The organism is Bradyrhizobium sp. JR3.5, from assembly GCF_054057015.1.
Map to the genome: position 1 here is coordinate 5659082 of NZ_JBSRYV010000002.1, position 25900 is coordinate 5684981.

Sequence of the window (25900 nt, forward strand, 5' to 3'; positions counted from 1 at the left end):
TCTAGGCCTCCCGCAACAAGCCCCTTGAATTGATCGACCAGTCGACTAGTCATGGCCTGAGGCCGCCTAGCCGCCACGATCCGCGCGTCTTGCGGCGCGCTGTTCGCTTCGCCCGCAGTGACGAAGGCAATTGAAGGATTGTCATGGACCCCGCCACGATCGTCATCCTCGCCGCCCTGGTCATCGGCCTGATCTACGGCTCGGTCGGGCTCGTCAGCGGCTTCTGCATGATGAGCGGCCTGCGCGGCTGGTGGGCGGACGGCGATGGCCGGCTGGTGCGCACCTACGCGCTGGCGATGGGGGTTGCGATCGCGGCCTCGCAGCTGCTGGCGGCGGCGGGCCTCGTCGATCTCGGCAAGTCGATCTATCTGCAACCGTCGTTCTCGGCGCCGATGATGTTCCTCGGCGGGCTCTTGTTCGGCTACGGCATGGTGCTGTCGAACGGCTGCGGCTCGCGGGCGCTGGTGCTGCTCGGCCGCGGCAATCTGCGTTCCTTCGTGGTCGTGATCGTGCTCGGCATCTTTGCCGAGATGACGCTGAAGGGCCTGATCGCGCCCATGCGCATCGCGATGGTGCAGGCCTCGCAGGCCACGGTATCAGCCAATTCGGCGCCGGTGCTGTTGGCAAGTATCGGCCTCGGCGCGGTGCCGGCGCGGCTGGTGGCGGCCTCGGTGCTATCAGCCGTCCTGATCATTTTCGCCTTTGCCCATGCGCCGTTCCGGAAATCGCCCGGCCAGATCGCGGCCGGCCTGATCGTCGGCCTGCTGGTGGCGGGCGGCTGGTACGCGACCGGTTATCTCGGCGCCGATGATTTCAATCCGGTGCCGGTAACCTCGCTCACCTTCATCGCGCCGATCGCCGACGCCCTGCAATATGTCATGCTGTCGACCGGCTCGACGCTCAATTTCGGCATCATCACTGTGTTCGGCGTGTTTGCCGGCAGCCTGGTCACGGCGATCGCCACCGGGCGCTTCCAGCTCGAAGGCTATCGCTCGCCGCAGCATATGCTGCGTTCGGCAGGCGGCGCCGCGCTGATGGGCGCGGGCGGCGTGATGGCATTCGGCTGCTCGGTCGGGCAGGGGCTGACCGGCCTGTCGACGCTGTCGCTGTCGTCCTTCATCGCAATCGCCGGCATCATGCTCGGGACCGGCGCCGGCCTGCGCGGCGCGCTGCGGGTCAGGCCGCTGGCAACGGCTTGAAGCTCTTGTTTGAGCGTGATCTCCGCGCAAAGCCATTCCGCGTTTGTCGCGACGGAAAACCGCTTCACGCTTTTCCGGATCATGGTCTAAAGTGTGATGAGATTAGCACTACTTTGGCAGAATCTATTTGCGCCAGTGTTTTTCAAGGATTTGTTTTCGGCAGTATGGACACCGCTGAGACGGCGGCCGAAGGATGAGATCGACGATGGCGTGACGTACGGCGGGCATGGTTGGCTGAGGCGGAGGTCCGTTGATTCTTTTTTTTCCGCCCCGCGTGTGCGAGGCGACGATGTTGCAGGAAGGCGTAGGCGATCATTGTCATCAGCGCGTGGCGATGAAGACCCTGCCATGATCGCCCCTCGAAGTGATCAAGTCCGAGCTCCTCCTTCAATTGCTGATGCGCCTGCTCACAAATCCATCTTGCTTTGATGGTGGCGGCCAGTGTGCGCAGATCCGTCGCGGCAGGGAGATTGGCAAGATAGTATTTCTTCTCCCCCGAGGCACGTTGCTCGCCAATGAGCCAAGCTTCGTCGCCCGGGAGATGCTGCTGACCCTTATCCCAAATCCGCTGAGGAGGGCCGTCGGCGGTGCGGACACGGAGAGCAGCAAATCGGGCTTTCAGCCGACCTTTCGTCCCGCTACGCCAGCTCACGGCTTTCCATTTGGCACTGGCCAGCATTTGTTCTGCCGCAATCGATAAGATATCGGGCACGTGGTGCTTTCGTGGTTTCCCGCGGACTTTGGTCATCGGCCAAATGAGCTTCACATCGACCGGATACACCTTCAGGTGTCGAGGAATGCCGACCGCCCAGGCCAGCCCGCGCTCCGTTAGCCCTTGTCGAAACGGTGCGCTAAGTCCGTATCCAGCATCCGCCAGCACACATCCAAAGTGCACGTTGGCTGCCATCGCCCGGTCGATCTCGGCCAAAGCAATTTCTGGCTTGGATCGTGGCGTTCGGTGTTCGACTGGCACGCGAGCGCGCTTCAAGCGAGACACGTCGCTTGTCCAACTATCAGGCAGAAAGAGGCGTAACGCGACCATCACTGGCACTTCACCGCGCGCAAGCGTCAAAGACACCAGCGTTTGGCAATTTGCCGTTTTGCCAAGAGCCGACGCGTATTGAGCCGCAACACCAACCGAGCGTTCGCCCTTCTTCGGCAGTGACGTGTCATCAATAACGAGCACTGCATCGCTACCGCCGACAAGTCGGTCCGCCTGGTTAAGCAACTCCGTCTCCAGCGGCGTCGCGTCCCAGACACCGTCCGCAATGAAATGGTGCAGCTGGTCGTAGTTGCCCGTGGCGAGGCGCTCCGCCATCGGCTGAACACTCTTGCGATCGCCAGGACCGATCAGTCCCGCAACATACAGAGGACACATCCGCTGCCGAGTCTTATGACCCAGCCGGTTCAAGAACGGCATCAGCCAGCGTTCAAGCTCGTCTTTCCCATACTGCCATGGTCAGCCCTCCAAGAGCCGACCACCCATGAATCATTGAAAAATTGATTCGGGAATCCTATAAAGCGCGGCAAAACCAACAATCTGCCAAAGTAGTGTTAGGCCGTGTGCCTATAAACCCGGCGGCGTCATGTGACTGGTGACTACGTCCGCTTTGCTCCTATAGCGGCCAAGTTCGTGCGGCAGCGCAGTACGTCGCGATGGGCCACCTCCGGACATCGTGGCGAAATATCCATTTCTAAGGAGCGTCGGGGCTCGTAGAATATAATTGCCGTTGAAGCAGGATGTCCCGAAGTCACCGTTCGGGACGAACGAGCAGTAGTAGTGCTGTCCCGAAATTTCCAACCGAGCGCCGACCGAGCAGCTGTTGGAATTGGCCGAGCGTATCGGCAGCCCGGCTCAAAATTAGGAAAGGAACCCTCGCAAAGTGTGTGCGCTGATTTCAGCTGACATTCGCAGCATGATTCGGTTTGCCGCGTACTAGGCTTAGGTCCGCTTGCCCACGCCAGTGGAAAGGGTCTCATGTGCACGCACCGGGGTGCAGGTCGTGAGTACGAGCGCAAACCGGCTGCACCGCCAGTCAGCGCCGAGCGCGGCGCTGGTGGGTGATGTCAGGTTGACCGACAGTAATGCCGCTACGCAGGCAAGGGTCACGTACGCCGCGATCAGCACCGCTCCCTTGTGGGTCTTTGGGTGGGAAATCATGGCTTTGGCTCCTGTACGATGGCCGGAAGATTAAGGGGCAGGCTCCACAGTCCTTGTGATCCAATTCACGTCCTGACCCACATTTTTCGTCGGTGGCCCGAAGGCGTGCGCGATTGTTGGCACTGGATCAGCGCTGCAGCCGGACTTGCGCACCGGAGCAAACAGCATCTTTAGTCGATCAACCTCGTCGGCACAGCCGAGTAGCGTGGGCGGAATGTCAACGCCGAGCGCCATGGCTGTCATGGGATTGATGACCAGCTCAAACCTGGTTGGCTGCTCGACGGCCTTCGCGAGCGGCTGCTGCCTCGGTTTGATCTTGATCAAATTCAGCAGCGTCGCCGCCACGATCATCACCAGGACGCCACCAACGCTGAGCGCAATCTGCATCGTCAGCCCCTCCGAGATGTCGAGCAGCGCCAGCTGGCTGGCGAGCGTCAGCAGTACGCCGAGGCAGTAGATTGGCAGCGAGTTCTGGCCGCAGCGAATGGCGCCACGCATCACCGGCGTCGTCAGCCCTCGCCAATCGCGAGGCACGAACGATACGAACAAAACCGCAAGGGCCAAGAAATGCAGCAGTCGCAAAGGGGCGAGATTCGATTTGTCCATCGGGTAAAGCAGAGCCTGCGGGACCAGCACTTCCAGCGATTTAATGCTCCCGCTCAACGCGGTGATGAGGCTGAACACCAGATAGAGAACGGCAGGCACAAGCGCGGCGCGTGAGGTCACCCACGGTCGGAATCTCTTGCCCTCGACGATCCACCACGCGCCAAGCACAAGCGGCAGCTGCCAGGCCAGCGGATTGAAGAACCAGTGGCCGTTCGGCCATGCCGGGATGGTCCAGCCGAAGACGTGCGCCAGCGCATAAAGCAGCAGCGACGCGCCGAGCGTTGCGTTCGGCGCTCGCAGCAGCAGCCACAGCAGCGGCGCGAACAAAAGGTGATAAAGCACGAAGAGCGGCAAGATGTCGGTGTTGACGGGGCGGTACTGCAGGATCGCCGCGTGCGCGAGCGTCGCGCCCGGCGCTTCCAACAGAATGCGCGTATTGCTCTCATCGGCAAGATGGCCGCTGCCTGCGAGGTGAACCATGATGGGGCAGGCGAGCGTGAGCAGCAGAAATGCGACATAAATATCCCAGCTTCGCCACAGCGTTCGGCCGATCACGCCGGTCCAGCCCCCGGTCTGCCGTGCCTTGCCGTAGGCCAGCGCGCAGGTCAAACCCGAAAGAAACATGAATACCTCCGCGGCATCGCTGAAGCCGTAGTTGCGCAGTGTCAGCCAGCTCCCGATATTGTTGGGGACATGGTCAAGAAAGATGCACCCGAGCGCGATGCCGCGGCAGGCATCAATGCGCAGATCACGGCCGTAGCCTTTCAGCTCCGGCAGCGCGGCTACCAATGGCTTCGAAGCGGCAGTTCGATCATGCATCTGATTGCCCCGTCCGGCGTGCGAGCGCGCCTCAAGAGGGACCGAATCTGAAAAACGGCCGGGGCGTGACAACGGCGCAGTCTCGAGTTGCTTCACGCCGAGCCCGGCCACGAACGCTATTGCGATAACGATCGTACGGCGGCGCTTGGTGGAACCTCCTCGCGCGCGAGGCTGTCCATTGACGATGGTAGTTCAACGGCACAGCGCGTAAATCAGCCGGAGGTCCACAGTGAGAGGTTCCTAGGTCCTACGATCAAGGTACCGTACAGATCTCGGCATCGATCACGGTTGCGCACCGGCGTAGGAGACTCTGAGCCCACAACCCTCGTGGTCCGCACTCGCTTTCTCGTTGCCTACTGTGAGGTGATTACAATTACAGCGCACAACGGCATTCGGCTCCTACCTTGAGTGCCTGATGGCGAACCGCTGGCTGGGCCAAGGATAGAGGATGGACGGTTTCGGGAGCCGGTCTTCCGCCGGCTTCTTCCTCGCCAAAGACCCGAAGGCGGGTGTATGATTTTTCATTTGGATCTCCGTGCAATGGAATGACGGAGAGCTTTTTATGAAGGTTCTTATTGTCGACGATCATGCATTAATTCGCGAGGCGCTGCACGCTGTCGTGAAACAACTGAAGCGAGAGGCCGTCATATTTGAAGCTTCGAACGGCCGTCAGGCCGTGCACATGGTCGAGGAACATCCCGACATCAACCTCATTTTGCTTGATATCAATTTACCTGATCGAGATGGCTTCGCTGTCCTCCGCGAACTGCGTGACCGCTATGCGACCATTGCTATCATCATTCTCTCGTCCTCGGATGATCAAGATACAGTCAAGCGGGCTTTCAGACTTGGCGCTCTGGGTTTCATCCCCAAGACTACCGAACGTGAGGTCATGTTGAACGCTATCAGGTTAGTGTTCTCCGGCGGAATTTACATTCCCTCGGAGATTCTTGAGGAAACAACGTCTCCGCGGCTTACAAATAAGCTAGCGACGCGCGACTCTCCCAAGGGTCTCGGGTTGACCGATCGGCAGATTGAAGTGCTTGCGCTCCTGATGAAGGGAAAAACCAACAAGACCATTGCCAGGACCCTCAATATGGCAGTGCCGACAGTGAAGAACCACATCACGGTCGTTCTCAAGGCGCTCAACGCAACGAGCCGCACCGAGGCGGTAATAAAAGTAGGAAAAATGGGTTGGGAATTGTCGCCGAAATCTGAGTCATAAAGCCGCCCCGGTGTCTCTCCTATCGTCATGATCCCTAAAGAACTCGTGCATGACAGCGCGGAGCCGCATTGGGTCTACAGGCTTGTGCAGCAAAATGTACCCTCTATCCTTGGCGTCACGTAGTGGTTCGGGTGCCGTATCGCCGCTGATGAGGATGGCTGGAATTGATGAGCCAAACACCGCATTAATTTGTTCAATTGCTCGGATCCCGGTCTTTCCGCTCGCAAGATGATAATCCGAGATTATGAGATCGGGGCGTTGTTGGCGCTCAGCAAGTCGGATAAGTGCACCTTCGTCGGATCCGGCGGTCAGGACGCAGTATCCCCATTTGCCAAGCAATCCGCCCGTTTCCTCCAGCACAATTGGAGCATCGGCAATAACAAGAATTACCCTGCCTTCGACCGCAAAGACTGCGGGGCGAGGTGAGTCGACGGGCTCGGTGGACGTGACGCGTTCATCGGCAATTGGAACCAGGATTGCGAATCGCGAACCTCGGCCCACGGTCGAAGCTAAGTCAATTTGGTGGTTGAGAAGCACGCGAAGCCTGTCGACAATAGCCAGGCCGAGCCCCAGGCCGCCGTACCGGTTCTTTTCTGGGCCAGGAAGTTGATAAAACTCGCCATAGATATTCTGCTTCTGATCCTCAGGAATGCCGGGACCGCTATCCCATACCTCGATACGCAATATTTCACCGCGGCGACGACATCCGACGATGATCCCACCCCGCAATGTATAGCGCACAGCGTTGGATACCAGATTGAGCAGTATGCGTTCGAGCAGCATCGCGTCGCTCCGCACCCAGGCGTCACTTCGCCTAACGCGTAGACGCAAGCCTTTTTCTCGCGTTGCCTGATCAAATCTAGTCTCAATTGTTTGCAACAGGCGCGCGATCGGAAATTTGGTAATTGTGGGTGTAAAGATTCCGGCATCGAGCCTGGAAATATCCAAGAGCGAATTGAACATTTCATCCATTTCTTTGCGCGTTGCATCGATCCGCTCGATCGTCTTTGCCATTTCCCACGATTTGAGCGGCGTGCGCAGCTGTGCAACGAACAGGCCTAGTGCATGTAATGGCTGCCGCAAATCATGGCTTGCCATGGCAAGAAAGCGCGATTTTGCTGCATTGGCGAGCTCCAGCTCTTGCGTACGCTCTGCGACCTTCCGTTCGAGTTCGATCTGCGAGCGGCGCAGACTTTCCTCCGCTTTCTTGCGGACCTCGACGTCGGCACTTAGTAACAAGCTTGGAACAGTAATACTGATCAAGAACATCAGCACAAGCAGGAATGAAACGTTGATATCCGCGGTCGTGAACGGGCCGCCGCCCGTGAGCGTCCCCCAAATCGTGATGCTCGCAAGCACCAGCGCAACTGTTGCGGTGTCACGTGGACCGCGGCGCAGCGCCGCCCACAACATTGGCAGGATCGCAAGAAAACCCAGTGGATTTCGGCTCGGCGTTTGCTCGATCAGGGGGCTGAAAGCAATGAGTCCAACAGCCGCCGCTGTTGCGAGGACGCCGACCGTCTCCAAAAATTCATTGCGGTTGAAAGCGTGGTAACGGCTTGATGCCCAAAGCACGATAACGGGGGCAATGACCAGCGCGCCGGTCGCATCTCCCAGCCACCATGTGACCCAGGCGTTCGCGAAATTCGTCCGATCGATGTACCCGGCGGTTGCCAGGCTGGTCAGTCCAATGCTGGCGCTGATCGGTGTTGCGATCAGGAAGCAAATCAGAGCGAACTTCGCGACGGAGTTTGGCGTCGAAAAAGTATTACATCCGCTCGACCATCGATTGATCAGGTAAGCGCCAACAACCGCTTCAAGAGAGTTACCGGTCGCAATCGCAATTGCGGTGGCAACCGAGCCGGCGGTCGTCGCATTGGCCATCGCCGCTGCCATGAAAATTGCGGGCGAAGTCCGATATCCCCACAACAGCACCGCCGCCAGCGCGACACCCGTCGGTGGCCAAATCGGCGTTGCATTGGGATGAATAGAGGCGAGAGCAAGGCCGCCTTTTGCCAAGGCGAAATAGGTCACTCCAATTGCGATCAGGCCGACGGCACCGCTAAAGCTTCGGCGGAACTTTATCTCCGGCGTCAGTGATCGTGGATCGGACATCGTCGACGCCTGGATCAGGCAGTTGGATCGTCCATCATGGCTGACCTTTTGATCTCCTTGATAAAGATCAAAGATCGCTACTTTTTACTACCGACAGACTGGAGCATCTAAGGTGCACCAACTTTTCGGAGCTAAGCGACCTGTCGCTGACTCTGATAGGAGTCAACGCCGCCCTCACAACCCCGGCGGCCACCGCTAATTGCCCCGTATAATCGCAATTCGGGTTCATTGAGGAAACTACCCATTTCGAGTTAGCCGAACGCGGAGCTGGGTAGTTAGCCTTTGCCCTGCGAAGTCTGAAAAGGGTCATTTTCGACGGTCTCAGCGGAGATTGTCGGCTGGCTGACGTCCGCTTCAACCCTGTAAGCGTCTAATCGGGGCCTGCCCGAAACGGCGTCGAAGGTTCACCTCTCCCCGATGGGAAGAGGTGGAACGAAACCGCCGCAAGCCGATTCAACCAAAACTCATTCCGCTTCAGGCGCGCGACGGCGCGTCGGCGAGCGAGCTCAGCGCAATGCCGCCGACGATCAGCGCCGCGGCAATGGCCAGCGAGAGGTCGATCGGCTCGCCGAGCAGCAGCGCCGCGGTCACGATGCCGACGATCGGCGTCGCGGTGGTGCCGAGCGAGGTCGTCAGCGCCGGCAGGCTCTTGTTGACCATCGACATCGCCCAATAGGCCAGCGCCGTGCCGATGAAGCCGGAATAGAGGAACAGCAGCACGAGGTGCGGCGACCATGTCACCGTGGGCACGCCCTCGGTGACCAGCGCCGTCGTGGTCAGCACCACCGTCGCGACCAGCACCTGCCACAGCAACAGCTGCAGCGGCGTCGCGATCCAGCGGTGTGAGCGGATATAGATGATGTTCGCGGCCCAGCAAATCGCGGCGATGATGATCATGCCGGCGCCGGCGATGACATGCAGATTGCTCCAGTCGAGCGATGCCGGGTTGAGGATCACGCAGAGCCCGGCGAGTCCCAACGCGACGCCGACGAGCTTGAGCGCGCCGAGCCGTTCGGTGCGCGCCGCGCCCGCGGCCAGCGCGACCCACAGCGGCGTGGTGTAGCCGAGCACGACGCCCTTGCTGGCCGGCAGATAGCGCAGGCCGGCGGCGACCAGGGTCGAGAAGAACGTCATGTGCAAGAGCGCGACGCTGAGCACGACCGGGACATCGGCGATCCGCGGAATGATCAAATTGCCGCTGGCGCGCAGGATCACCAGCAGGGCGATCAGGGCGACCCAGCTGCGGATCGATGCGGTCCACAGCGGCGGCACGGCCTCGACCAGCGATTTCGTCACCGACCAGTTGATGCCCCAGGCCAGCACCACGACGATGAACAAGGCAGCGGCTTTGGCAGGGGAGAGCGATGAGTTCACGGGCGGCATCCTTGCAGGCGATACCACTTGTGAATAGGATCGCGCTGGCTCTCTCGAAAGAGCCAGATTTGACAGATCAAAGGAGCCAGATTGATCCTCGCCGAATTGCTCGCGCTGAAGCGTGCCGATGATGCCGGGCTGACCGCGCAGCTGACGCAGCAGCTGCGTGGGCTGATGGCGAGCGGCCGGATCAGGAGCGGGGCCGTACTGCCGTCGAGCCGCACGCTTGCGGCCGAGCTCGACGTGTCGCGCAACACGGTCACGCATGCCTACGAGCAGCTCGCGGCCGAGGGGTATCTGCGCGTCGCCGCGCGGCGGCGGCCGGTGGTCACGGACGATATCGAGGCGCGCTTCGCCAGGGCGGTGCCGGCGCCACGGAGCGATGCCGACCGCAAGCCGCTGCTGTCGCCCTGGGCCTTGCAGCTCTCGGACACGGACTGGCCGCTGTCCTACCAGGCCGATTTCCGGCCGCTGCGTCCCGGGCTTGCGGATGCGCGCGAGTTTCCGCACGAGATCTGGGCACGCTGCCTGCGGCGCAGCGCGCTGCGCCGCCGCTTCAACGACCAGACCGTGATCAACCGGCCGAGCCTGCGCGAGGCCTTGCGCGATTACCTCGAAATCAGCCGCGGCGTGCGCGCCGAGGCCGATCAGATCCTGATCCTGCCGACGGCGCAGGCGGCGCTGACGCTGATCGCCGCGACCGCCATCGTGGCCGGCGACGCGGTGTGGACCGAAGATCCCGGCTATCCCGGCGCCGCGGCGGCGTTTCGCGCCGCCGGCGCCGACGTCGTCGGTGTCAGGCTCGATCAATGGGGCATGATGCGGACGCGCGAGGCGCGCGCGCCGAAGCTGATCTTCACCACGCCGTCGCATCAGCACCCGACCGGGCGCGTGATGCCGGTTGCGCGCCGCACCGAGCTGCTGGCGGCGGCCGAGCCCGGCAAGACCTGGATCGTCGAGGACGATTACGACGGCGAGTTTCACTATGACAGCCGGCCGATGCCGGCCCTGCAGGGGCTCGATCGCGAGGGACGCGTGCTCTATCTCGGCACCTTCGCCAAGGCGACGACCGCCGATATCCGCATCGGCTATCTGGTGGTGCCGCCGTCACTGGCACGGACGACGGAGATCGCGCAGCGCCATCTCGGACTGATGGCTTCCGTGCACGTCCAGGAAGCGCTGGCCGGCTTCATGGCCGACGGGTATTTCCTGGCGCATGTCCGGCGAATGCGGCGGATCTATCGCGCGCGCCGCGATCACCTCGCGGCGGCGCTGGCGCGGCAGCTCGAGTCGGTGCTGACAGCCGAAGTCCCGCCGGGCGGCATGCAGTTGATTGCCCGATTCAAGGATGGCGCCGCGGACCGGAGCGCCGTGACCCGCCTGGTCGCAGCCGGCGTCGAGGTGCGCGCGCTGTCGAGCCTTGCGCTGGAGCGGCCGCACGACCAGGGCCTGCTGCTCGGCTTCGCCGCGTGGCGCGAGAACGAGATCGGCGCCGCGGTCCGGATCATGGCGAATTGCCTGACCGGCAAGCGCGCGGCGCGTGGGTAGAGGGGCGCTCGCGGAATTTCGGAATAATAGAAGAATATCCCTGAGTTGCCCGACGTGTCAAGTAGCCTTGTCGAACGCAGGCGGCCGCCGGCAACCTTTGCATGGGGTTGTTTTCGATATTTTTCAGCGCACCCCTGCGACGGCCCGCAGGCGGGAGGGGGACGCAGCCGCCATGCTGCCACGGCTCGCCCCGTCTCGCTGCGTCGAGGGCTCAATCCGCCGCCTTGGTGACGATCCGGACCTCCGACGTCAGCGTCTTGTGCACCGGGCACTTGTCGGCGATCTCCATCAGCCGCTTGCGCTGATCGGCGTCGAGGTCGCCCTCGATCCTGATCACGCGGTCGATCTGGTCGAGCATGCCGTCGCGCGTCTCGCACTCCTCGCAATCCTTCGCATAAATCTTATTGTGCTGGAGCGTTACGGTGATGCGATCGACCGGCAGCGACTTGCGGTCGGCATACATTCGCATCGTCATCGAAGTGCAGGCGCCGAGACCCGTGAGCAGGAAATCGTAAGGCCCAGGGCCGGAATCCTGGCCGCCGACGGCAACCGGTTCGTCGGCCAGCATCCGATGCGGACCCGTGGTGACGGTCTGCTGGAATTTGCTGGCGCGGGTCTCCTGCACCACGACGTTGCGCGGCGCGCTGCCGGTGTCGGCTGCCGGCTGCGGCGCGAGGTCGATGTAGCGCTCGGCCCAGGCGCCGATCACGTCGGCGACATAGGCGGCATCCTGCTTGCCGCTCAGGAGGTGATCCGCGCCGGCAAGCGAGACGAAGCTCTTCGGGTGCTTGGCCGCAATGAAGATATTGGTGGCGTTGTCGATGCCGACAGTGTCGTCGGTCGGCGAGTGCATGACCAGCAGCGCCTTGTGTAGCTGCTTTACCTGCACCATCAGATTCTGCTCGGCGACGTCGTCGAGGAATTCGCGCTTGATGCGGAACGGGCGGCCGGCGAGCGAGACTTCGCCTTCACCCTGCGCGCGGATGTCCTCGATCCGGTCCCTGAAAAAGTGCGTGACATGGACGGGATCGGACGGCGCCGCAATGGTGGCGACCGCCTTCGCCTCGGGAATCCGGCCAGCGGCCGCGAGGATCGCGGCGCCGCCGAGGCTGTGGCCGATCAGGATCGCGGGCGCCTTGCGCGTCTCGCGCAAATGGTCGGCGGCGCGGACGAGATCGGCGACGTTCGACGTGAACGTCGAATTGGCGAAGTCGCCCTCGCTGGAGCCGAGGCCGGTGAAGTCGAACCGCAGCGTGGCGATGCCTTTGGCGGCGAGCGCAACCGCGATACGCTTGGCCGCCAGTACGTCCTTGCCGCAGGTGAAGCAGTGCGCGAACAGCGCATGGGCCTTGATCGGGCCGTCCGGCGTATCAAGCGCGGCGGCAAGCTGATGGCCGCCCACACCGGTGAATTGAAAGCGTTCATGCGGCATCATCGGCTCCCGGGATCATTCTTCACCTCTCCCATGGGGAGAGGTCGAATTCGAGCGTAGCGAGAAATTCGGGTGAGGGGTAACGCTCTATCGATAGACCTTAATCCCTCACCCGGCGCTTCGCGCCGACCTCTCCCTAAGGGAGAGGTGAAGGCGCGGGCCTAGTCGCCAGAATAGCGCTGTTCGGCCCAGGGATCACCGCGATTGTGATAGCCGCGCACCTCCCAGAAGCCGGGCGCATCGTCGGTCAAAAATTCGATGCGCTGCAGCCACTTCGCGCTTTTCCAGAAATACAGATGCGGCACGACCAGCCGCACCGGGCCGCCATGCTCCTGCTCCAGCGGCTTGCCCGACCAGCTATGGGCGAGCAGCGCGTCCTCGGCGGCAAAATCCTCGAGCGCCAGGTTTGTCGTATAGCCGTCATACGAATGCAGCGCGACGAACCGCGCGTCCTCGCGCGGCTGGCAGGCGGCGAGCAGGTCGCGGGTCGCAAGCCCCTCCCACTGATTGTCGTAGCGCGACCAGGTGGTGACGCAGTGGATGTCGGAGACGAATTGGGTCTGCGGCTGCGCCATGAATTGCGGCCAGGTCCAGTAGATCGTCTGCTCGACCGCGCCGTGGACGTCGAGCCGCCAGCGCTCCCGCGTCACGTTCGGCATCAGCCCGAGATCGAGCACCGGCCAGTCTGCCGTCAGATGCTGGCCCGGCGGCAGGCGCTGCTCCTCAGGGCGGGTGATCTTGCCGGTAAGGAACTTGCCCTCGCGCGCCCAGCGCTGCTTGCTGCGCGTCAGCTTGCTCTCGGGTGGCTCGGCGTCGTCGGTCATCGGCGTTGTGCCGTCATTCGTGGCGATGCATCGCGGAGTCGTGCTTGGTGTCGCGCATGGTCGAATAGATCAAGAGCGACAGGAAGATCATGCCGCTGAGATAATAGTAGAACCAGTCCTCATGTCCGATGCTCTTGAAATAGAGCGCGACCGCAGGCGCGGTGCCGCCGAAGATCGACACCGTGATGGCGTAGGGCAGGCCGACGCCGAGCGCGCGGACATTGGTCGGGAACAGCTCGGCCTTCACGATCGCATTGATCGAGGTGTAGCCGGCGACGAAGATCCAGGCGCCGCAGATCAGGAGGAAAGCGATGAAGGGCGACTTGGTCTCCTTCAGCGCGGTCAGGATCGGGATCGTCGCCAGCGTGCCGACGACGCCGAAGAAGATCAAGAGCGGCTTGCGGCCGATGCGGTCGGACAGCGCGCCATAGATCGGCTGCAAGAAGGTCGCGAAGATCAGCGAGCCGAAGATCACGAAGGTGGTCTGGTCTTCGGTGAGGCCGACCGACAGTTTCACGAAGGTCTGCATGTAGGTGGTGAAGGTGTAGAACGCCGCGGTGCCGCCGGCGGTGAGGCCGACCACCAGCAGCAGTTCGCGCGGATAGTTCAAGAGGCCGACGATCGAGCCGGTCGGCTTGGAGACCTTCCTGGCCTCCTCGAACGCCTCGGTCTCGTGCAGGCCGCGCCGCATCACCGCCGCGAAGATCGCGAGCATGGCGCCGATCACGAACGGAATCCGCCAGCCCCAGGCCTTCAGCTCGTCCGGCGTCAGGAACACCTTCTGCAGCAACAGCAGCACGATGATCGCGGTGAGCTGGCCGCCGATCAGAGTGACGTACTGGAAGCTCGAATAGAAGCCGCGATGCTTGGCGTCAGCGACCTCGCTGAGATAGGTGGCGCTGGCGCCGTACTCGCCGCCGAGGCTCAGGCCCTCGATGATGCGGGCGAGCGCCAGGATCGCCGGTGCGGCTATGCCGATGGTGGCATAGGTCGGCGTCACCGCGATGATCAGCGAGCCGAAGCACATGCAGACAACGGACAGTGTCAGCGACAGCCGTCGGCCATAGCGGTCGGCGATGTAGCCGAATAGCCAGCCGCCGAGCGGGCGCATCAGGAAGGTCGCGGCAAACAGCACGGCGGCATTGAGCTGCTGCACCACCGGATCGCTGTGCGGGAAGAACGCCGGCGCGAAATACAGTGCGAACGCGGTGTAGGCGTAGAAATCGTACCACTCGACGAGATTGCCGACCGAGCCGATGAAGATCGCCTTGACCCGCCGCTCGACGTCATGGATGTCGAGATGGTCGCTCGCGGATTGAGCGGTTTGTTCGGACATTGGCAGGCCTCCCCGGATTCTCTGGCGCGATTCCGGGGCAACCTATCTCATTTGCGTGGTGCGATGTAACTGCTGTCCTGTACCTTTAGGCGTTCTTGCCGAACAGAACGGGGAGTTGACGCGGGCCGCGCACCGTGCCTTCCGACCAGGTGACCATGCCGGCCGGGTCGAGGCGGAAATCCGGAATCCGCTTCAGCCACTCCTCGATCGCCACCTGCATCTCCATCCGCGCCAGGTTGGAACCGACGCAGCGGTGGATGCCGAGGCCGAAGGCGGCGTGACGGTTCTCCTTGCGGTCGATCACCACCTTGTCCGCATCGGGGAACATGGCGGGGTCACGGTTGGCCGCGGGGAAGGACAGCAGCACCATGTTGCCCGCCTTGACCGGGCAGCCGGAGATCGTGGTCTCCTTCATCACCTCGCGCGCCATCGTCACCGGCGAATAGGCGCGCAGGAACTCCTCGATCGCGGTCGGGATCAGCGCCGGCTCCGCGACAAGGCGTTCGCGATCGGCGGGCGTCTTGGCGAGGTGCCAGAGCGAGGAGCCGAGCGCGCTCCAGGTGGTGTCGATGCCGGCGATCAGAAGCAGCCGCAACGAGCCGAGCACGTGCTCGTCGGTCAGCGGCTGGCCGCCGGGGCCCTTGGCCCGCAGCAGCTGCGAGATCAGATCGTCGCCCGGCTCAAGCTTGCGCTGCTCGAGATGGGCCATGAAGTAGCCGGTCATCTCGCGCACGCCGTTCATCAGCTCGTCTTCGTTCCTGATGCCGAGCTCGAGGATCTGGTGGATCCACTTGATGAAGAGGTCGCCGTCCTTCTCGGGGATTCCCAGCATGTGGGCGATGGCGCGCACCGGGATGTGCTTGGTGTAGCGCGCCGCGGCGTCGCAATGGCCGTCGGCGATGAATTCGTCGATCAGCTCGTTGCAGATCGCGCGCACCCGCGGCTCCAGCCGCTTCATCGCATCCGGCGTGAAGGGCGGCAGCAGCACCTGCTTGGCGGGCTTGTGCTCCGGCGGATCGGAGGTGATCGGCGGCGCGCGGGCGGAGATCTCGGGGCGGACGTCGCGCACGATGACGCGGCGCGAAGAGAAGTGCTCGGTGTCGTAGGCGATCTCCTTCACCGCCTGATAGGTGGTCGGCATGTAGCAGCCGAGGAAGCGCTCGGTATGCACGACCGGCGAGGCCGCGCGCAGCGTCTCCCAGATCGGAAACGGGTCGTCGGTCCAGACCGGATCGGTATGGTCGAAATCATGGACCCAGTCGGTGACTGGGGGATGTTCGGGCAGATAGGTTGCGGACGGGGAATCGGACATCAGCTCGTTTCCTTCTCGTTCGATCAAAACGCTGGCCGGCTCAACGGGAGGCACCCAGCCATCCCTGTTGGCCGCTATTCCTCGGTGACTTCGATCGCAATTTCCGGGCAGTTGGCTTGCGCGAGCCAGGCCTTGTCCTCGAGCCCGGCCGGGACGGTCCCGTCGCCAACTTCATGGGCATTGCCGTATTCGTCGAGCTCGAACAGTTCGGGGGCGAGCGATTTGCAGCGGGCGTGACCCTGGCACTTGTCCTGGTCGACGCGGATTTTGAGCTTGGACATGCAAGCACTCTCCCTCGGCTCTGGCGCACAGTTGGGCGCGCCGGGTTCCTCATTTTAGTTTATGCAAGTTCCAGCTTGCTTGGGCGGCCGGCCTCTTAACCGGATCGCCAAGTTATAGCATATTACATTATCGTCGTGCTTGCGCGTCAAGCGAAAATTCAGCGATCATTGCCGCAATGGGACAAATCGTTCGTAAGCCGTTGAAAACCTACCACCATGGCGACCTCCGCGAAGCCCTGATTCAGGCCGCGTTACGCGAGGTCGAGCTCGGTGGCCCCGAAGCGATCAGCATCAAGGCGCTGGCCAGGCAGCTCGGCGTCTCGCAGCCGGCGCCGTACCGGCATTTCGCTGACCGCGAGGCGTTGCTTGAGGCGGTGACCGCGGAAGCATTCCGGCAGTTCAACGTGATCATGCGCGAGGCGATCGAGCAGCCCGGTAAGGGCTCGAAACTGTCGCGCTTCGCCCAGGCTGCGCTAGCCTTCGGGCTCGAGCGCCACGGCATCTACCGGTTGATGTTCGCGTCCAGAACCATGGCCTGCGCGCCCGTCGGCAGCGAGCTGCACGTCGCGGCGATGGAAACGCTGGCGCTGTTGATCGAGTCGTTCGAGGCGCCGGCCGTCGGGCTGTTGCGCGAGCGGCAGGCGCTGAAGATCTGGGCCGGGCTGCACGGCATCGTGATGCTCGCCGAACAGGGCCTGCTCACCGGCGAGGTCGGCCAGATCAGCCGCGAGGAACTGATGGACGAGATCGTCGAGCAGACCAAGCTCGCACTCACCGTCGCGCTGCATGCGACGGAAGAAAAAGCGTAGAACGCCTTATCTCGGCGATCGCGGATCGATCGGGGTGGTGCCGCGCACGCCCAGAATGTCCTCCAGCACTTTCGCGCCGGCCAGAAGCTGCGCCTCGGCGCGCGGCTTGGCCACCATCTGCAGACCGATCGGCAGGCCCGACGCGGTGAAGCCGCAGGGCAGCGACAGCGCCGGGCAGCAGGCCAGCGTGATTGCATAGACGATGCCGAGCCATTCGACGTAATTGTCGAATGTCTTGCCGTCGCATTCGGCGACATAGCGATTCTCGACCGGGAATGGCGGCACGATGGTCGCGGGCGCCAGCAGCAGGTCGTATCTCTCGAAGAATTCAAGCGCGCGCGCGGTCATCGCCACCCGCTGCGCTTCGGCGCGCTCGAGCTTTTCGACGGTGAGCTTCAGCCCTTCCTCGATGTTCCAGATCACTTCGGGCTTGAGCAGGTCGCGCTTGGTGCGCAGCAATTCGGCCTTGCTGATCGCGAAATCGAATGCGCGCAGCACGTGGAAGCATTCATGGGCCTCGCGGAAGTCGGGATGCGCCTCCTCGACGATCGCGCCGGCTTCCGCGAACCGCTCCGCCGCCTTGCGGGTCACCGCCTTGACCTCGGGATCAACAGGCGTGATGCCGAGATCGGGCGAGTAGGCGATGCGCTTCGGCTTCTGGTTCGAGCGCGCCGCGGACAGGAACGATGTCGGCAGCACCGGAAGCGACAGCGGATCGGCGGCGTGCTCGCCGCTCATCGCGTCGAGCAGCAGCGCGAGGTCCTCGACATTGCGCGCCATCGGCCCCTGCACGCCGAGCGTGCGGTCGACGCCGAATTTCGGGGTGTGCGCGACGCGGCCGATCGATGGCCGGAGGCCTACGACGCCGCAGAAGCTCGCCGGGTTGCGCAGGCTGCCACCCATGTCGGAGCCGTGCGCGAGCCACGCGGTGCCGCTCGCCAGTGCCGCCGCGGCGCCGCCGGAGGAGCCGGCGGCCGAGCGCGATGTGTCCCAGGGATTGCGGGTCGGGCCGAACACCTCGTTGAAAGTGTTGGCGCCGGCGCCGAATTCCGGGGTGTTCGACTTGGCGTAGATCACGCCGCCGTTCTGTTCGAGGCGCTCGACCAGGATGTCGGACTTGGTCGGGACGTTGTCCTTGAAGATCGGCGAGCCTAGCGTGGTCAGCACGCCGGAGACGGCGGTGAGGTCCTTGATCGGGACCGGAAGACCCGCGAGCAGGCCGCGCTCGCTGGCCGGCTTCTGCATCAGGGCCTTGGCCTGGCTGCGGGCGCGGTCGAAGCAGAGCGTTGGCAGCGCGTTGACCTTGCCGTCGACCTCGGCGATGCGCTTTTCCAGCACATCCAGCAGGTCGAGCGGCGTGACGTCGCCGGCTTTCAGTTTCGCGACGACGGCACACGCCGTTTCCTTCACCAAGCCCTGATCAGCCATGCGCCGTTGCTCCTATGTCTCCTGTTTGCTTGTGCTGTAGAACATTTCCTGCCGTCGTGGCAATGCGACGAGAACCGAAGGGGCAGGGATGGCAGCGTTGTTTTCCGCGCTGGACTGGCGCGCGATGAGCCAGCAGGAGCGGGACCTCGGGTTGAACAATGGCGTTGCCGTCAAGGGCAGCGCCGAGATCGCCTCTGGCTGGGAGCATCGCTCCGCGGCGCTGCGGCAGAAGCATCCCGACCGTCTCGACCTCCGGTATGGCCCGCGCGAACGCAACCGGATCGATTTCCTCAAAGCCCGCGATCGCGCGCCGACGTTGCTGTTCATCCACGGTGGCTATTGGCAGACCCGCGCCAAGGAGGTGTTCACGACCTTTGCCGAGGGGCCGATGGCGCACGGCATCAATGTGGCCCTGATCGGCTACACGCTGGCGCCGGATGCGACGCTCGACGACATCGTCGCCGAGATTCACGCAGGCATCGATTTTCTGGCCGGGCAGTTGCCCGCGCTCGGCGCCGCTGCCGAAGGTCTCGTCGTGTCGGGCTGGTCGGCCGGCGGCCATCTGACATCGATGGCGTTGTCGAACGCCCATGTCCGAGCCGGCATGGCGATCTCGGGCATCTATGACCTCGAGCCGATCCGGCATTCCTACCTCAACGAGAAGCTCAGGCTCGACGAAGCCGCCTCACGGCGCAATTCGCCGATGATGCAGCAAGGCGGCACGGCAAAGCCGCTGTCGCTGGTGGTCGGCAGCGCCGAACTGCCGCTGCTGCGCAAGCAGACCGCCGATTTCGCCGGCCATCGCGCCCGCTACGGCTTGCCGGTGACCTATGAGGAGATCGCCGGCGCCGACCACTTCTCGATCATGAACCAGATGCTGGCGCCGCAGGGGCGCATCACCACGCTGATCCGGCAGTTGTTTGAACGGACGGCGTCATCCTGAGGTGCGAGCGAAGCGAGCCTCGAAGGATGACGCAGCCCGTGGCCCATCCTTCGAGACGCCGCGCAAGGCGCGGCTCCTCAGGATGACGTCAAATAAGTGGCAAGGCCTAACCCCACCCCGACGTCAGCCCGCCATCCACCGTATAGATTACGCCCGACGTATAGCCTGCACGATCGGACGCCAGGAACGCCATCAGGTCGCCGATCTCGCGCGCATGCGCGGGGCGCGCCGAGCGGCAGGCCCTTCTGGAATTCCGTGTAGCGGCTCTCGTCGCCGAACTGGTTCTTGGCGCGGGTCTTGAGCAGCGTGACATGGCGGTCGGTGCCGACCGGGCCGGGGTTGATGCCGACGACGCGGATGTTGTCGGCGAGGCTCTTGCCGCCGAGCGCGCGGGTGAACGACATCAGCGCTGCATTGCCGGCGCTGCCGCAGATGTAATTGGCGTCGAACTTCTCGCCGGCCGCGCCGATATCGTTGACGATCACACCGCCGCCGCGCGCCTTCATCTGGGCATAGATCGCGCGCGTCAAATTGACATAGCCGAACACTTTGAGCTCCCAGGCGTGCCGCCAGGTCGCCTCGTCGATCTTGTCGACCGAGCCTCCCGGGATGTCGCCGGCATTGTTGACGAGGATGTCGATATCGGCCGCTTCCTTGGCCAATCGCGCTAGATCTTCCGATTTGCGCAGATCGACGACGCTGATCGCGGCATCGATCTGATGCGCCGAGCGGAGACGTTCGGCCAGCGCCTTCAATTGCTCGCCGTTGCGGGCGGCGAGCAGCAGATTGGCGCCTTCCTCGGCAAAGGCTTCGGCGGCGGCCGCGCCAATGCCCTTGGAGGCGCCGGTGATCAGGACACGCTTGCCGCGCAGATGCAGATCCATGGGATGTCTCGCTTTGGTATGAGGAACGAATGTCCGCGAAGTTGGTGGGGCAGGGTCGCGCCGCGGTCAACACTGCACTGCAGCGTTGCGCTCGCGCGAAGTTTGGTCCATTGCAGGACCATCAGGATAGGCGGCATTGCCGGCCGGGCAAATCACAAGGGTGTTCTCGATGAGCAGCGCAAAAAAGCAGTATCGGATTGCGGTCATTCCCGGTGACGGCATCGGCAAGGAAGTGATGCCGGAGGGCCTGCGCGTCATCGAGGCGGCGGCGAAGAAGCACGGCGTCGACGTGAAGTTCGACCATTTCGACTTCGCCTCCTGCGACTATTACGAGAAGCACGGCGAGATGATGCCGGCCGACTGGAAGGACCAGATCGGCAAGCATGACGCGATCTATTTCGGCGCGGTCGGCTGGCCGGCCAAGATCCCGGATCATGTTTCGCTGTGGGGTTCGCTGATCAAGTTCCGCCGCGAGTTCGACCAGTACGTCAACCTGCGCCCGGTGCGGCTGATGCCCGGGGTGCCGTCGCCGCTGGCGGGCCGCAAGCCCGGCGACATCGACTTCTGGGTGGTGCGCGAGAACACCGAAGGTGAATACTCCTCCGTCGGCGGCCGCATGTTCCCGGACACCGACCGCGAATTCGTGACCCAGCAGACGGTGATGACCCGCATTGGCGTCGACCGCATCCTGAAATTCGCATTCGATCTCGCGCAGTCGCGGCCGAAGAAGCATCTGACCTCGGCGACCAAGTCGAACGGCATCTCCATCACCATGCCCTATTGGGACGAGCGCGTGGAGGCGATGGCCAAGAAGTATCCCGGTGTGAAGTGGGACAAGTACCACATCGACATTCTCACCGCGAACTTCGTGCTGCATCCGGACTGGTTCGACGTCGTGGTCGGCTCCAATCTGTTCGGGGATATCCTCTCCGACCTCGGCCCGGCCTGCACCGGCACGATCGGCATCGCGCCGTCGGGCAACATCAATCCGGAAGGCGATTTCCCCTCGGTGTTCGAGCCGGTGCACGGCTCGGCGCCTGACATCGCGGGGCAGGGCATTGCCAACCCGATCGGCATGATCTGGTCGGGCGCGATGATGCTGGAGCACCTCGGCGAGAAGCAGGCGGCTAGCGCCATCGTCGGTGCGATCGAGCGCACGCTCGGCGAACGCACGCTGCGCACCCGCGACCTCGGCGGCAATGCCGACACGACGGCCTGCGGCAAGGCGGTGGCGGAGATGGTGGATTAGGCTGCGCTGTCAACCACGGGGTCGTCCTGGCGAAAGCCAGGACCCATTGCCCCGAATGCTCGTTGGCTTGATAGGTCTGACCACCGCCCTGCGCGATGACATAGGCCGGTGGTAATGGGTCCTGGATCGCGCTCGCTGCGCTCGCTTGTCCAGGACGACGTCGATAATTATTGCTTCACAATCCTGCGGCAATGCTCCCATGCCGCATGGATCAGGTTCTCGCTCGCCTCGGGCGTGCGGAAGGCGGAGTGCGCCGACAGCGTCACGTTCGGGATCCTGGTCAGCGGATGGTCCTTCGGCAGTGGCTCGATGTTGTAGACGTCGAGGCCGGCGTGGCGGATGTGGCCGGAGTTGAGCGCATCGATCATCGCCTGCTCGTCGACGATCGCGCCGCGCGCGGTGTTGATCAGCACCACGCCTTTCTTCATCTTCGCGATCTTGTCGCGCGTGATCAGGCCGCGGGTTTCGTCGTTCAGCAGCAGATGGAGCGAGACGACGTCGCTGTTGGCGAGCACTGTGTCTAGATCGACGAATTCGACGCCAGGGTGGCTCTTGGGCGATCGGTTCCAGGCGATCACCTTCATGCCGCTGCCGAGCGCGATGCGGGCGACCTCGGCGGCGATGCCGCCGAAGCCGACCAGGCCAAGCGTCTTGCCGGTGAGCTGCATGCCGTCTTCGCGCAGCCAGTTGCCGGCGCGCATCTCGCGGTCCATCTGCGCGATCACCCGCGCCGACGACCACATCAGCGCGATCGCGGACTCCGCGACCGCGGTGTCGCCATAGCCCTTGATCAGATGCACGGAGATGCCGAGCTCGGCCAGCTGTTCCGGGTTCATGTAGCTGCGCGCGCCGGTGCCGAGGAACACGACATGCTTCAGGCCGGCGCATTTCCTTGCGACGTCGGTCGGCAACGCGGTGTGATCGACGACCGCGATCTCGGCGCCGTCGAGCACGGCCGGATAGTCCTCGGACTTGATGTCGGGGTTGCGGTTGATCCGCATGCTGGGATCGCCTGACTTCTCCAATCGCTCCGTGATGACAGCGAGCGATTCATTGGCGTCGACAAACACTGCGCGCACGAAAGCCTCCATCGAAGGATGATGTGATGATCAGGATGCGACGCCGGCGAGCGCCAGCACCGTATGCATCAGGACGTTGGCGCCGGCGGCGCAATCGGTCTGCGTGGCGTCTTCCAGCTCGTTATGGCTGATGCCGTCCTTGCAGGGCACGAACACCATTGCCGCCGGCATCACCGTGTTGAGGTTGCAGGCGTCGTGGCCGGCGCCGGAGGTGATGCGGCGGTGCGAATAGCCGAGCTGCTGGGCCGCGTTCTCCACGGCGTCGACCAGCTTCGGATCGAAATGCGTCGGCGCCTTGCGCCAGACCAAATCGAGCTGGACCTCTACCTTGCGCCGCGCGGCGATCTCGATAACGGCTGTACGCAGGTCGTGATCCAGCGCGTCCATGATCGCGGCGTCGGCGCTGCGGCAATCCACCGTGAAGGCGATCTCGCCGGGAATGACGTTGCGCGAGGGGCTCGCGATCACCGCCTCGCCGATGGTGCCGACCGCCTTCGGGCCATGCTTCCTGGCGATGCTTTCCATCGCCAGCACGATCTCCGACAGCGTCGCCAGCGCATCGCGGCGCAGCGGCATCGGGGTCGATCCGGCATGGCTCTCGAAGCCCGTGATCTTGCCGTCGTACCACAGCACGCCCTGGCCTGAATCGACCACGCCGATGGTCTTGCCCTCGGCTTCCAGGATCGGGCCCTGCTCGATATGCAGCTCGACGAAGCTGGTGAACTTCTGGCGGCCGACCGGGGCATCGCCGCGATAACCAATCGAGTCCAGCGCCTGCGCCACCGTGATGCCCTCGGCGTCCTTGCGCGACAGAATGTCGTCAGTGGTGAAGTCGCCGACATAAGCGGCCGAGGCCATCATCGCCGGCGCAAAGCGCGAGCCTTCCTCGTTGGTCCAGTTGCAGATGCAGATCGGCAGCTCGGTCTCGATGCCGGCATCGTTGAGCGTGCGCACCATCTCGAGCGCGGCCAGCGTGCCGAGGATACCGTCATATTTGCCGCCGGTCGGCTGGGTGTCGAGATGCGAGCCGACGCCGATCGGCGGCTTCGACATATCCCGCCCTTTCCGCAAGCCGAACATCGAGCCGAGCGCATCGACCTGCACCTCGAGGCCGGCGTTCTCGCACGCCTTGCGGAACCAGTCGCGCACCTGCTTGTCTTCGGCGCTGAGGGTCAGCCGCCGCACGCCGCCCTTTGGCGTTGCACCGAACTGCGCGGTTTCGTGAATGGTGCCCCAGAGGCGGGCGGAATCGATCTGCAGGTTGGTCGCGGCTCGGCTCATGTCATCAGTCCATTTCAGCTGTCTTTCCGGGGCGATGCGTCAGCATCGAACCCGGAATCTCGAGATTCCGGGTTCGGCTCTTCGAGCCGCCCCGGAATGACGTTTGATTATCCGGCACTGGTTCAATGGCGCGCCGCTTCCATCGCGTCAACCGCCACGCTCGCCTGCGCGATCTGCCTGGCGAGATGGGCGACACGCTCGATGGCGACCGCGTCGGGAGAGGCGAGCCAGCTCGCGGTGAAGGTGAGGGGCGGCAGCTTGAGGTCGGTATCGAGCAATTGCAAGCGGCCGTCGGCGAGTTCGTTCTCGACGATCGCCGACGGAATCACCGCAATGCCAAGGCCTTCATTGGCCATGTGGATCACGGTCGCGAGCGAGGTCGAGGCGTGCAGCCGGATCGGCGGCAGGTCAGGGGCGTTGAACAGCGCGCGCACGGTCTCATAGGGCTGGGTCTTGCGCGGAAATGTGATGATCGGAAACCGCGCCAGATCCCGCCGCGCCACCGGGCCGGAGCCGAGGCCTAGCGAGGGGCTCGCCAGGAAACCGATCGGGTAATCGCACAGCACATGATTGTGCGCGCCGGATGCCGAGACCGGTCCGAGCACGAAGGCGAGCTCGATCTCCTGCGCCAGCAGTCGCGGGGTCAGGTTCGGCGTGATGTCGACCTCGATCTCCAGCGACAGGTTCGGGTAGATCTCGTTGACGCTCTTGACCAGCCGCGGCAGCCAGGTGTGCACGATGGTCTCCGCGACACCGAGCCGCAGCGCGCCGCGCATCGCCGAACGGTCGCCGACCTCCGCCATCATCTCCGAGCGCAGGCCGATCAGCTTCTCGGCGTAGGTCATCATCAGCCGTCCGCTCGGCGTCGGCGAGGCCACCCGGTGATCGCGGTTCAACAGCTTGACGCCCATCTCGCGCTCGAGCTGGGCAATGCGCTGCGAGATCGCCGGCTGGGTGGTGTTGAGCCGCTGGGCGGCGCCGCGGAAGCTGCCGAGCTTGACGACCCAGAGGAACGTTTCGATCGAGCGGAAGTCCGTCATTGGAAGCATATCCCCGATCGATAAATTATATTTATCGATTTTGATTAGAAAGGACGATTAGACATTATATCACGCTTGGTGTTGGTTTGTCCTTGTCGAGATTATGGGCAGGAGAATCCCATGACTGTTTTTGCGGCAGTGCAGCGATCTCAGGGGGAGCCAGTGCTGGCGAGCGTCGAAGCGCGGCGCGCCTGTCGTAACGGCATGGCCACGGCCACCACGGCCGGGCTCGCCAACGGTTTCGTTCAGGGCAATCTGGCGATTCTGCCGGAGAAGCTCGCCGGCGCCTTCCACCGCTTCTGCCAGCTCAATCCGAAGCCGTGCCCGATCATCGGCATGTCCGACGTCGGCGATCCCAGAATCCCCGCGCTCGGCCTCGACCTCGACATCCGCACCGACGTGCCGCGTTACCGGGTCTGGCGCGACGGCGAGGTGGCCGACGAGCCGACCGACATCACCAAATACTGGCGCGACGATCTCGTCACCTTCGTGCTCGGCTGCTCCTATTCGTTCGAGGAGGCGCTGCTGGAGGACGGGCTGCCGATCCGTCACATCGAACGCAACCTGCGTGTGCCAATGTACCGGACCAACATCGCCTGCCAGCCGTCGGGGCCGTTCGCGGGACCGATGGTGGTGTCGATGCGCCCATTCAAGCCGGCGGATGCGATCCGCGCGGTGCAGATCACATCGCGTTTCCCGTCGGTGCATGGCGCACCGGTTCATCTCGGCCACCCGCATGCGATCGGCATCAAGGATATCGCCAAGCCCGACTATGGCGATCCGGTGCCGGTGGCCGATGACGAGATCCCGGTGTTCTGGGCCTGTGGCGTCACGCCGCAATCGGTGATCGCAAGTGCGAAGCTGCCGTTCGCGATCACGCATTCGCCGGGCCTGATGCTGGTGACCGATCTCAGGAACAAGCAGCTGGCTGTGCTCTGAATAGGCAATTCGTGCA

Annotated in this window: 20 protein-coding genes and 2 pseudogenes; 7 read left to right on the forward strand and 15 right to left on the reverse strand. The window is 63.3% G+C overall.

Annotated elements, in window-relative coordinates:
* The first annotated feature begins 143 nt into the window (after positions 1 to 143).
* Positions 144 to 1199 carry a YeeE/YedE family protein gene (locus tag ACVWW1_RS43925; RefSeq protein ID WP_456660182.1) on the forward strand — a complete coding sequence of 352 codons (1056 nt, stop codon included), beginning with the start codon at positions 144 to 146 and terminating at the stop codon, positions 1197 to 1199.
* 142 nt (positions 1200 to 1341) lie between these two features.
* Here the strand turns inward: ACVWW1_RS43925 and ACVWW1_RS43930 are convergent.
* The 3 genes and pseudogenes from ACVWW1_RS43930 to opgC all read right to left on the reverse strand — a co-directional run bounded on the left by ACVWW1_RS43930 (position 1342) and on the right by opgC (position 4896).
* Positions 1342 to 2692 (reverse strand): annotated as a pseudogene (locus ACVWW1_RS43930) (IS701 family transposase).
* A gap of 449 nt (positions 2693 to 3141) precedes the next feature.
* Positions 3142 to 3360 (reverse strand): hypothetical protein, encoded by a 219-nt coding sequence (locus ACVWW1_RS43935; protein ID WP_456660183.1) that lies wholly within the window; start codon positions 3358 to 3360, stop codon positions 3142 to 3144.
* 30 nt (positions 3361 to 3390) lie between these two features.
* Positions 3391 to 4896 carry an OpgC domain-containing protein gene (gene opgC / locus ACVWW1_RS43940; RefSeq protein ID WP_456660184.1) on the reverse strand — a complete coding sequence of 502 codons (1506 nt, stop codon included), beginning with the start codon at positions 4894 to 4896 and terminating at the stop codon, positions 3391 to 3393.
* Between the two features lie 451 nt (positions 4897 to 5347).
* Here opgC and ACVWW1_RS43945 point away from each other — a divergent pair, with 451 nt between their 5' ends.
* On the forward strand, positions 5348 to 6010 hold the full coding sequence (locus tag ACVWW1_RS43945; RefSeq protein WP_456660185.1) for a response regulator: 663 nt from the start codon (positions 5348 to 5350) through the stop codon (positions 6008 to 6010).
* Here ACVWW1_RS43945 and ACVWW1_RS43950 read toward each other — a convergent pair.
* Positions 6005 to 8125 (reverse strand): MASE1 domain-containing protein, encoded by a 2121-nt coding sequence (locus tag ACVWW1_RS43950; protein ID WP_456660186.1) that lies wholly within the window; start codon positions 8123 to 8125, stop codon positions 6005 to 6007. The two genes, ACVWW1_RS43945 and ACVWW1_RS43950, sit on opposite strands and share 6 nt — an antisense overlap.
* Before the next feature lie 474 nt (positions 8126 to 8599).
* Positions 8600 to 9508 (reverse strand): DMT family transporter, encoded by a 909-nt coding sequence (locus ACVWW1_RS43955; protein ID WP_456660187.1) that lies wholly within the window; start codon positions 9506 to 9508, stop codon positions 8600 to 8602.
* Between the two features lie 81 nt (positions 9509 to 9589).
* Between ACVWW1_RS43955 and pdxR the strand changes: the two genes are divergently transcribed.
* On the forward strand, positions 9590 to 11047 hold the full coding sequence (gene pdxR / locus ACVWW1_RS43960; RefSeq protein WP_456660188.1) for a MocR-like pyridoxine biosynthesis transcription factor PdxR: 1458 nt from the start codon (positions 9590 to 9592) through the stop codon (positions 11045 to 11047).
* Between the two features lie 211 nt (positions 11048 to 11258).
* On the opposite strand, the gene ACVWW1_RS43965 is transcribed toward pdxR, so the two are convergent.
* The 5 genes from ACVWW1_RS43965 to ACVWW1_RS43985 form a co-directional block, all read right to left on the reverse strand.
* Positions 11259 to 12479, reverse strand: coding sequence for a bifunctional alpha/beta hydrolase/OsmC family protein (locus ACVWW1_RS43965; RefSeq protein WP_456660189.1), 1221 nt, complete (start codon positions 12477 to 12479; stop codon positions 11259 to 11261).
* 161 nt (positions 12480 to 12640) lie between these two features.
* Positions 12641 to 13303: a sulfite oxidase-like oxidoreductase gene (locus ACVWW1_RS43970; protein ID WP_456660190.1), complete on the reverse strand. Its 663-nt coding sequence runs from the start codon at positions 13301 to 13303 to the stop codon at positions 12641 to 12643.
* 13 nt (positions 13304 to 13316) lie between these two features.
* Positions 13317 to 14639 (reverse strand): MFS transporter, encoded by a 1323-nt coding sequence (locus tag ACVWW1_RS43975; protein ID WP_456660191.1) that lies wholly within the window; start codon positions 14637 to 14639, stop codon positions 13317 to 13319.
* 85 nt (positions 14640 to 14724) lie between these two features.
* Positions 14725 to 15951, reverse strand: a complete 1227-nt coding sequence (locus tag ACVWW1_RS43980; protein WP_456660192.1) for a cytochrome P450 — start codon at positions 15949 to 15951, stop codon at positions 14725 to 14727.
* Between the two features lie 74 nt (positions 15952 to 16025).
* The gene (locus ACVWW1_RS43985) at positions 16026 to 16232 is read right to left on the reverse strand and encodes a ferredoxin (RefSeq protein WP_456660193.1); all 207 of its coding nucleotides are present in this window, start codon (positions 16230 to 16232) and stop codon (positions 16026 to 16028) included.
* 176 nt (positions 16233 to 16408) lie between these two features.
* Between ACVWW1_RS43985 and ACVWW1_RS43990 the strand changes: the two genes are divergently transcribed.
* The gene (locus ACVWW1_RS43990) at positions 16409 to 17041 is read left to right on the forward strand and encodes a TetR/AcrR family transcriptional regulator (RefSeq protein WP_092125037.1); all 633 of its coding nucleotides are present in this window, start codon (positions 16409 to 16411) and stop codon (positions 17039 to 17041) included.
* Between the two features lie 6 nt (positions 17042 to 17047).
* Here the strand turns inward: ACVWW1_RS43990 and ACVWW1_RS43995 are convergent, their stop codons facing one another.
* Positions 17048 to 18469 carry an amidase gene (locus tag ACVWW1_RS43995; protein ID WP_456660194.1) on the reverse strand — a complete coding sequence of 474 codons (1422 nt, stop codon included), beginning with the start codon at positions 18467 to 18469 and terminating at the stop codon, positions 17048 to 17050.
* 88 nt (positions 18470 to 18557) lie between these two features.
* Between ACVWW1_RS43995 and ACVWW1_RS44000 the strand changes: the two genes are divergently transcribed.
* Positions 18558 to 19412: an alpha/beta hydrolase gene (locus tag ACVWW1_RS44000; RefSeq protein WP_456660195.1), complete on the forward strand. Its 855-nt coding sequence runs from the start codon at positions 18558 to 18560 to the stop codon at positions 19410 to 19412.
* 106 nt (positions 19413 to 19518) lie between these two features.
* Here ACVWW1_RS44000 and ACVWW1_RS44005 read toward each other — a convergent pair.
* Positions 19519 to 20296, reverse strand: a pseudogene (locus ACVWW1_RS44005) (SDR family oxidoreductase).
* Between the two features lie 169 nt (positions 20297 to 20465).
* Between ACVWW1_RS44005 and ACVWW1_RS44010 the strand changes: the two are divergent.
* Entirely contained in the window at positions 20466 to 21545 is a 1080-nt protein-coding gene (locus ACVWW1_RS44010) for a tartrate dehydrogenase (RefSeq protein ID WP_456660196.1), read from the forward strand.
* Between the two features lie 167 nt (positions 21546 to 21712).
* Here the strand turns inward: ACVWW1_RS44010 and ACVWW1_RS44015 are convergent, their stop codons facing one another.
* The 3 genes from ACVWW1_RS44015 to ACVWW1_RS44025 form a co-directional block, all read right to left on the reverse strand.
* A complete protein-coding gene (locus tag ACVWW1_RS44015) occupies positions 21713 to 22624 on the reverse strand; it encodes an NAD(P)-dependent oxidoreductase (RefSeq protein WP_456660197.1) in 912 nt (303 codons plus the stop codon).
* A gap of 30 nt (positions 22625 to 22654) precedes the next feature.
* On the reverse strand, positions 22655 to 23905 hold the full coding sequence (locus tag ACVWW1_RS44020) for an allantoate amidohydrolase (protein WP_456660198.1): 1251 nt from the start codon (positions 23903 to 23905) through the stop codon (positions 22655 to 22657).
* Between the two features lie 122 nt (positions 23906 to 24027).
* Entirely contained in the window at positions 24028 to 24945 is a 918-nt protein-coding gene (locus tag ACVWW1_RS44025) for a LysR family transcriptional regulator (protein ID WP_176532654.1), read from the reverse strand.
* Between the two features lie 120 nt (positions 24946 to 25065).
* Between ACVWW1_RS44025 and ACVWW1_RS44030 the strand changes: the two genes are divergently transcribed.
* Positions 25066 to 25884: a putative hydro-lyase gene (locus ACVWW1_RS44030; RefSeq protein WP_456660199.1), complete on the forward strand. Its 819-nt coding sequence runs from the start codon at positions 25066 to 25068 to the stop codon at positions 25882 to 25884.
* Positions 25885 to 25900: the final 16 nt, after the last annotated feature.